General features: G+C 67.9%; 7 protein-coding genes. 5 read left to right on the top strand and 2 right to left on the bottom strand.

The window, feature by feature from the left end; translation table 11 throughout:
* Positions 1-857: phosphatidylserine/phosphatidylglycerophosphate/cardiolipin synthase family protein (locus H0W38_RS13410; protein ID WP_292454831.1), on the top strand; the 857-nt coding region annotated here is incomplete at its 5' end.
* A gap of 53 nt (positions 858-910) precedes the next feature.
* On the opposite strand, the gene H0W38_RS13405 is transcribed toward H0W38_RS13410, so the two are convergent.
* Positions 911-2,035, bottom strand: coding sequence for an AIR synthase-related protein (locus H0W38_RS13405; RefSeq protein WP_292454827.1), 1,125 nt, complete (start codon positions 2,033-2,035; stop codon positions 911-913).
* A 76-nt stretch (positions 2,036-2,111) separates the two neighbouring features.
* Here H0W38_RS13405 and dnaX point away from each other — a divergent pair, with 76 nt between their 5' ends.
* The 4 genes from dnaX (at position 2,112) to H0W38_RS13385 (ending at position 5,605) form a co-directional block, all read left to right on the top strand.
* Positions 2,112-4,133 (top strand): DNA polymerase III subunit gamma/tau, encoded by a 2,022-nt coding sequence (gene dnaX, locus H0W38_RS13400; RefSeq protein WP_292454825.1) that lies wholly within the window; start codon positions 2,112-2,114, stop codon positions 4,131-4,133.
* Between the two features lie 18 nt (positions 4,134-4,151).
* The gene (locus H0W38_RS13395; RefSeq protein ID WP_292442782.1) at positions 4,152-4,478 is read left to right on the top strand and encodes a YbaB/EbfC family nucleoid-associated protein; all 327 of its coding nucleotides are present in this window, start codon (positions 4,152-4,154) and stop codon (positions 4,476-4,478) included.
* A gap of 103 nt (positions 4,479-4,581) precedes the next feature.
* Positions 4,582-5,181, top strand: a complete 600-nt coding sequence (gene recR, locus H0W38_RS13390; protein WP_292454822.1) for a recombination mediator RecR — start codon at positions 4,582-4,584, stop codon at positions 5,179-5,181.
* Between the two features lie 25 nt (positions 5,182-5,206).
* Positions 5,207-5,605, top strand: coding sequence for an MAPEG family protein (locus tag H0W38_RS13385; protein WP_292454820.1), 399 nt, complete (start codon positions 5,207-5,209; stop codon positions 5,603-5,605).
* A 116-nt stretch (positions 5,606-5,721) separates the two neighbouring features.
* On the opposite strand, the gene H0W38_RS13380 is transcribed toward H0W38_RS13385, so the two are convergent.
* The coding region (locus H0W38_RS13380) for a LysM peptidoglycan-binding domain-containing protein (protein WP_367162065.1) at positions 5,722-6,662 on the bottom strand (941 nt) is incomplete at its 5' end.

The following is a 6,662-nucleotide window of genomic DNA, read 5'->3' as shown; positions in this document are numbered from 1 at the left end:
CCGCAGGCTGCAAGGTCGTCCGATACCACGACAAGCGTTTGCGCAACATCGGCGTGCTCAATCGCAGGGACCACCGAAAGATCGTCGTCCTGGACGGGCGGACCGCGTTCGTCGGTGGGCACTGCATAGTCGATTCCTGGCTCGGCGACGCGCAGGACAGTGAGCACGTCCGCGACATCAGCGTTCGCGTAAGCGGTCCCGTCGTCACCACCGTGCAGTCGGCGTTCAGCGAGAACTGGGTCGGCGAGACTGGAGAGATGTTCGTGGGCGATGATGTGTTTCCTGTCCTGAAGCGCACCGGCGACGTGGCCGTGCATGTGGCGCGGGTCAAGCCGGAGCGGGCCGCACCGGCGGTCAAGATCCTGCACCACCTCGTGCTGTGCCTCGCACGGGAACGCTTGTGGATCCAGAACCCCTATTTCCTGCCGGAGGTGGAAGCCATCGAGGCCATGAAGGTAGCGGTGAAGCGTGGCGTGGACGTCCGTGTGATGGTTCCGTCGGCCGAGGCGTCCGACATGCCCATCGTCCAGCACGCGGCCCATCACAACTTCGAGCGGCTGCTGGAAGGGGGCGTACGGATCTTCGAGTACGGCAAGACGCTTCTTCACCAGAAGGTGATGACGATCGACGGTCTGTGGTGCGCGATCGGGTCGAGCAATTTCGACGATCGGTCGTTCGAGATCAACGACGAAATCACCCTGGGCATCAACGACGCCGCCCTGGCGCGAGAGTTCGAGGAGATCTTCAAGCGAGACATGGCGCAGTGCGTCGAGCTCGAGCTTGGCTCATGGAAGCAGCGAGGCGCCTGGCACAAGCTGAAGGATCGCGCGCTGTACCTGTTCAACGAGCAGCTATAGACAAACCAGCACCTTGCCACCACCACGGCAAAACGTGAACGTCATGGCAGCGCCTATCTCAACCGCAGATCGTCATTCCCGAACGTCACGTCGATCGGCTCGATGACCACCTGCTTCGGCCCCGCCTCGACCGCTCCGGCAACCCATGCGGCAACGCCCTGGGCGCGGGCTGTCTCGACCGTGCGCTCGGCATCCACGGCCTTCACGAACAGCGCGAAACCCGCACCCATGTTGAGCGTGCTGTAGGCCTCGCGCGCATCGTGGCCGGCCTGCTCGGCAATGAAGCGCAGCACCGGCGGCACCGGCGGCACCGTGTGGATGCGGTAGGTCTGCTCGGCCGGATGGCGAAGGAGCTTGCGCCAGCCATGCCCGGTGATGTTGGCGCAGTAGTGCGGCGTGATGCCGGCCTTGTAGAGCGCCTCGGTGACCGGCGAGTAGAGTGTGGTCGGCGCCAGCAGCGCGTCACCGTAGCTCAGGCCCGGTGCCACCTCGGTGAGATAGCCCTGCGGCAGGCGCTCGATGAGCTTTCTGGCCAGGCTCAGGCCGTTGGCATGGATGCCGCTCGAGGCAAGCAGCACGATGGCATCGCCGGGTGCGAGCCTGTCGCCGACCGAAAGCCGCTCCTTTGGGTTGATGAGCCCGGTGCATGAGGCTGCGAGGTCGATGCGGCCGGCCTCCACGATGCCGGCAAGCGCCGGCGTTTCGCCCCCGCCCCAGGCCACACCGCAGGCGTCGCAGGCTGCTTTCCAGCCTTCGACCAGCGCCTGCGCGCGCTCGCCGTCGGCAAACCATTCGCTGCCACCGGCGGCCCAGTAGGCCTGCACCACCAGCGGTGTGGCGCCGACCGTGATGAGGTCGTTGATCGCCATCGCGAGGGTGTCCTGCGCGATGGCCCCGTAGTAGCTCTTGCCGGTGAGCGCCTTCATCTCGTCGGCGACCACCGCCTTCGAGCCCAGGCATTCGACGATGCTCGCAAGGTAGAACGGACCCACGTCCACGACATAGGCCGATTCGCCACGCGAGGCCGCGACTTCGCTGAAACCGTGTGCGCTCAGATGCCTCGCGGTGCTCTTGGCGGCGCGCTGCGCGGCGACCTTCATCGGGTCGATCAAGTCGTAGTCGACGCCGGCCTGTTCGTAGCTGAGCGGCGCCTCGGCGGGGGTGTCTTTGCGGGTCATGAGGGGTCGTTCGGCGGGTCGCCGTCGCGGCGAGTCGGCGATTATCGGCCAGTGAGCGACCCGTAGAATCGAGCGCATGAGCTCACTGGTCCTGGCCCGCAAGTACCGTCCGCGCAGCTTCGGCGAGATGGTCGGCCAGGAGCACGTGGTGCAGGCTCTGGTCAACGCGCTCACCACGCAGCGCCTGCACCATGCCTACCTGTTCACCGGCACGCGCGGCGTCGGCAAGACCACGGTCTCTCGCATCCTCGCCAAGAGTTTGAACTGCACGGGGCCGGATGATGCCGGCGGCATCACGCCCGAGCCTTGCGGCGTGTGCCGCGCCTGCACCGAAATCGACGCTGATCGCTTCATCGATTACGTGGAGATGGACGCCGCCTCCAACCGCGGCATCGACGAGATCCGCGACCTGCTCGAACGCGCGGCCTACAAGCCGGCAGTGGGCCGCTTCAAGGTCTTCATGATCGACGAAGTGCACCAGCTCACCAAGGACTCCTTCAACGCGCTGCTCAAGACGCTGGAGGAGCCGCCCGAGTACCTGAAGTTCGTGCTGGCCACCACCGATCCCGAGAAAGTGCTGCCCACCGTGCTCTCTCGCTGCCTGCAGTTCAACCTGCGGCCGATGGCGCCCGAGACGGTGCTCGGCCGGCTGCAGCAGGTGCTGGCCGCCGAGGCGGTGGACGCCGAGCTGGCCGCGCTGCGCCTGATCGCGCGCGCCGCCCGCGGATCCATGCGAGACGCGCTCTCGCTCACCGATCAGGCCATCGCCTTCGGCGGCGGCAGCCTGTCGGAGGCCGGCGTGCGCCAGATGCTCGGCACGGTCGGCCGCAGCCATGTGCTGGCGCTGCTCGATGCGCTGGCCGGCGCGGATGGCGCGGCCGTCGTTGCTGCGGTCGACACGCTGCGAGCCGAGGGCTTGGCTGCCGAGGGTGCTCTCGAGGAAATGGCGAGCCTTCTCCAGCAGATGGCGGTGCTGCACGTCGTGCCCGATGCGCTCGACAGAGACGATCCCGATTCTGAGCAGATCGAGCGGCTCGCCGGCGTGCTGCCGGCCGACGAAACGCAGGTGCTCTACAGCATCGCGCTGCACGGCCGCGGCGAGTTGCCGCTTGCGCCCGACGAATACAGCGGGCTGGTGATGGTGCTGCTGCGCATGCTGGCCTTTCGGCCGGCTGGCGCAGCGCGGCCCGCAGCGGTGCCGCGCCAGACTTCGGGCACCGAAGCGGCAGCAGGCGCTGCGCCTGCGGCGCCCTCTTCTGCAGCACCGACGAGCACGCCTCGTCCACCTGCCATTCCAAGTCAGCCGCCCATCGAGGCGAGCGGGTCACTGACCCGACCGGCCGCTGCTGCGCTGCCCCTTGCGCGTACACCGGCGGCGTCGAGCGTGTCGGTAGCGCCCGTGGCCGTGAATGGCAACGCCGCACGCCCCGCACCTCAGCCGGCGCCTGCGAACCCCGTGCGGCACGACACCCCCTCCGACATGCCGCCGTGGGAAGACATTCCCATGGACGCTTACGCCGCCGAGCCCGCGACTCCGGCACGGGCGGCTCTGAACGGGGTGCAATGCGTCGCCGAGCCGGTGCCTCGGCAGCGGACAGTGCCGCGCGCCGGCCGAGATGACGACGCGATGCAGGACTCACCGACGCCGCAGGCTGTTGTCGAAGAGACTGCGGCGCCGTCGCTGGCGGCTGCGGCGGCACCCAACCCGATCGGCGACCGCTGGGCCGCGCTCGTCGCTCAGCTGCTGGCGGCCGGCGCCATCGCCGCCATGGTGCGTGAACTGGCGCTGCAATCGGAATGCACTGCCATCGACGCCGGCGAATCCCGCATCAATCTGCGCGTCGAGCGCGAGCCGCTGCGCAACCCGGCCCATGCCGAGCGCCTGCAGGGGGCGCTTGCGGCAGCGCTCGGCCATGCGGTCAAACTCGACATCGAGGCCGGTTCGGTGGGCGACACGCCCGCGCGGCGTGACGCCGCAGCTCGCGAGCAACGCCAGCGCGAGGCCGAAGCCCTGATCCGCAACGACCCGCTCGTGCTCGACGTCATGGCGCAGTTCAAGACCGCCCGCATCGTGCCGGGATCGATCAAACCCGTTTAGCTTTTCAGGGAGAAACCCGTGCTCAAAGGACAACTGGCCGGCCTGATGAAACAGGCGCAGGCGATGCAAGACAACCTCAAGCGCGCGCAGGACGAACTGGCCACCATCGAGGTCGAGGGCCAGTCGGGCGCCGGTCTCGTGAAGGTGCAGATGAGCTGCAAGCACGACGTCAAGCGCGTCACCATCGACCCGAGCCTGCTCACCGATGACAAGGACATGCTCGAAGACCTGGTCGCCGCCGCCTTCAACGACGCGGTGCGCCGGGCGGCCGTGACCAGCGAAGAGAAGATGGGCAAGCTCACTGCCGGCATGCCCCTGCCGCCGGGCATGAAGCTGCCGTTCTGATGAGCACGCCGAGCGCTCAGGCCGATCCTGCGCGTCACAGCGGCGTGGTGGGTGCACTGTCTTGCTCCCTCTCGCGCTTGCGCGGCGGAAGACCGGGGTAAGCGTGGCCGGCGCTTCGGCACTCGACGTTCTGACCGAGGCCCTGCGCCGCCTGCCCGGCGTCGGCGTCAAGTCGGCGCAGCGCATGGCCTACCACCTGCTGCAACACGACCGGGCAGGTGCGCGACAGATCGCACGCTCGCTCGATCAGGCGGTCGAGACGGTGCGCCACTGCGAGCGCTGTCACACCTTCACTGAAGCCGAGGTGTGCAGCACCTGCCTGGACCCCTCGCGCGAGCGAGCACTCCTGTGCGTGGTGGAGACACCGGCCGACCAGGCCGCGATCGAGCGCAGCGGCAGCTACCGAGGGCTTTATTTCGTGCTCATGGGGCGGCTGTCGCCGCTGGACGGCATCGGCGTGAACGACATCGGTCTGCGGGAGCTGATCCATCGCGTCGAAAGTGGCCAAGGCGGCGAGATGCGGGAACTGATCGTCGCCACCAATTTCACCGCCGAAGGCGAAGCCACCGCGCATGCCATCGCGCAGGCGCTCAAGGGCCGCGGCGTGACCGTCACGCGCCTGGCGCGTGGCGTGCCGGCGGGCAGCGAGCTCGAATACGTGGACCTCGGCACCATTGCGCATGCGCTGAGTGAGCGGCGCTGAGCGCGTTGACGAAAGCGACCGTGCGATGACGATCCTGCTGCTGTGCGTGCTGGCCGCTGCCCTGATGCCCGTCGCCTGTGCCGGCATCGCCAAAGCCGGGCGTTTCTCGACGCCTCGCAAGGACGGCGGCTACGACAACAATCTGCCGCGTGACTGGCTGGCGCGCCAGGGCGGACACCGTGCTCGGGCCAATGCGGCGCAGGCCAATTGCTTCGAAGCCCTGCCCTTGTTCATCGGCGCCGTCGCCATCGCACTGGCGCTCGATGCGCCGGCGGCGCGGCTCGAAGCACTGGCGCTGGCCTGGGTTGCGCTGCGGCTGGGCTACGTCGGCTGCTACCTCGCCGATCGCGCTCTGGCGCGATCCGTAGTGTGGGCGCTGGCGCTGGCGGTCAATATCGCGATCCTGTTTTCAGCAGGCTACTGAGCGGCCGACGAATCCAGCCTTGGCGGCTTGCCCAGGCCAAGACCGGGGGAGTCTTGCAAGAGCGCCGCCGGTCTTGCCGCTCGAGCCTGCCGCAGACGAGCTACGGGCCAACGCAGTCAGCGGCTCGGCCGGGCGACACGGCCCTTGGTCGCCGCCGCCGGCCGTGGGCTGCGCTTGCCGGCGGTCTTGCGCACGGTGCTGCCCTTGGGCTTGCCCCAGTTGGCCGGCAACTCCACGATGACCCTTTGGCCGTTCTTGAACGTTGCGCGGGTTGAGATGTTGTTCCACTTCGCCACGCTGTCCGCGCTGATCCCCAGGCGTTTGGCGAAGACGGTGACGCTCTCGTCCTTGTGTGCCTTGACGGTGGTGCGCCGCCCCTCGGAGCGCGACTCGGGCGAGAGCAAGATGGTCGCGTTGTCGGCCACTCTTTCGCTCACGTCTGCATCGCGCTTGCCGTTTCGCGGCACCAGCAGGGTCGAGCCCGCGCGCACCTGCATGCGCGGCGGAATGCGGTTGATCTCGCGCAGCGTCGCTTCGCTCATGCCGAGCTGCTTGGCGGCGTCGGCGGTTTTCATGGTGCGCGGCACGACCCAGGCAGTCCAGCTCGCAAGCGGCCCCACGTGATCAGGCAGCGTGCGCACGAAAGCGTTGGCATTGTCGTAAGGCAGCAGCACTTGCGGGGTGCCGGCCGCCAGGATCACCGGCTGCTTCAGTGAGGGGTTCAGCGCATGAAACTCCTCGATCGACAGCCCGGCCAGATCGGCCACCAGCTCGACATCCATGTCGCGCTGGATCGGCACGCTCAGGAAGTAAGGGTGGTTCTCGATCGGCGGCAGCTCGAGGCCGAAGACCTCAGGCTGTGCCACGATGTTCTTCACCGCCTGCAGCTTGGGCACATACAGCCGGGTCTCGGCCGGCATCTTGAGGCTCAGGTAGTCGGTTGGCTTCCCAGCTCTGCGGTTCTTCGCGATGGCGCGGCCGACGCTGCCTTCGCCCCAGTTGTAGGCGGCCAGGGCGAGGTGCCAGTCGCCGAAGCGACCGTGCAGCATCTGCAGGT

The sequence above is a fragment of the Methylibium sp. genome, assembly GCF_013817365.1.
In the GTDB taxonomy this organism is placed as follows: Bacteria; Pseudomonadota; Gammaproteobacteria; order Burkholderiales; family Burkholderiaceae_C; genus Methylibium.
The sequence above is the reverse complement of the archived record's forward strand: the minus strand, read 5'-3'. Positions and strand labels throughout refer to the sequence as shown.

What these genes read in the sequence shown, in the direction of transcription:
- H0W38_RS13405 (WP_292454827.1), bottom strand. Translation starts at nt 2,035, where the DNA reads ATGACCCGCAAAGACACCCCCGCCGAGGCGCCGCTCAGCTACGAACAG.
- dnaX (WP_292454825.1), top strand. Translation starts at nt 2,112, where the DNA reads ATGAGCTCACTGGTCCTGGCCCGCAAGTACCGTCCGCGCAGCTTCGGC.
- H0W38_RS13385 (WP_292454820.1), top strand. Translation starts at nt 5,207, where the DNA reads ATGACGATCCTGCTGCTGTGCGTGCTGGCCGCTGCCCTGATGCCCGTC.